1 protein-coding gene is annotated in these 685 nt (G+C 49.3%); it reads right to left on the bottom strand.

All coding sequences use genetic code 11. The features are described 5' to 3' along the window. Nucleotides 1-74 precede the first annotated feature (74 nt). The coding region (locus tag R7Q48_RS27670; protein ID WP_318133478.1) for a gamma-glutamyltransferase at nucleotides 75-685 on the bottom strand (611 nt) is incomplete at its 5' end.

Below are 685 nucleotides of genomic sequence, written 5' to 3'. Positions count from 1 at the left end.
TTTTACTGCTAAAAAAGAGAGTTTTACCCAACCCTTTGTGAGAGATCTCGCACAAAGGGCCGAGCGCAAGGCTACTATTTTCCGATGGCTGCACCTTCTCTGCGTGGATCCGCAGCACCTTCTAAGCCATTTTCAGTGATGCGAATGGCGTGTAAACCGGAATTCAAATCGCGAATTTCGGTCTTAAAGCCCATCTTTTCGAGTGCCGGTTGCAACTGAGTTGCTGCGCTATCTTGCTCGAGGTCGACAGTACCAAAACGGTTTAACACTCTTGGTTGGTTGATCGCTTGCTGAATGTCCATGCCCCATTGAGTATGAGCAATGATGGCTTGTGCCACGTAGCCGATAATGCGACTGCCACCCGGAGAACCAATTGCCATGTATGGTTGATCATCTTTCATGATGATGGTCGGAGCCATGGAGGAGCGAGGACGTTTGCCCGGTTCTAATCGGTTGGCGATTGGCGCGCCATTTTGATGAGTGCGGAAAGAAAAGTCTGTCAGCTCGTTATTGAGCAGGAAGCCGCGAACCATTAAGCGCGAGCCAAAAGCGTTCTCGATGGTGGTGGTCATTGAAACCACATTGCCTTGCTTATCGACGATATTGAAATGGCTGGTGGAAGGCAGTTCTATCGATTCATCCATACTGAGATTCATTGCATGTGACCAGGGTGGGTTACCAGCTT

The sequence above is a fragment of the Vibrio sp. 378 genome (assembly GCF_033339435.1).
Note: the sequence above shows the minus strand (reverse complement) of the source record. Positions and strands in the feature narration are given on the sequence as shown.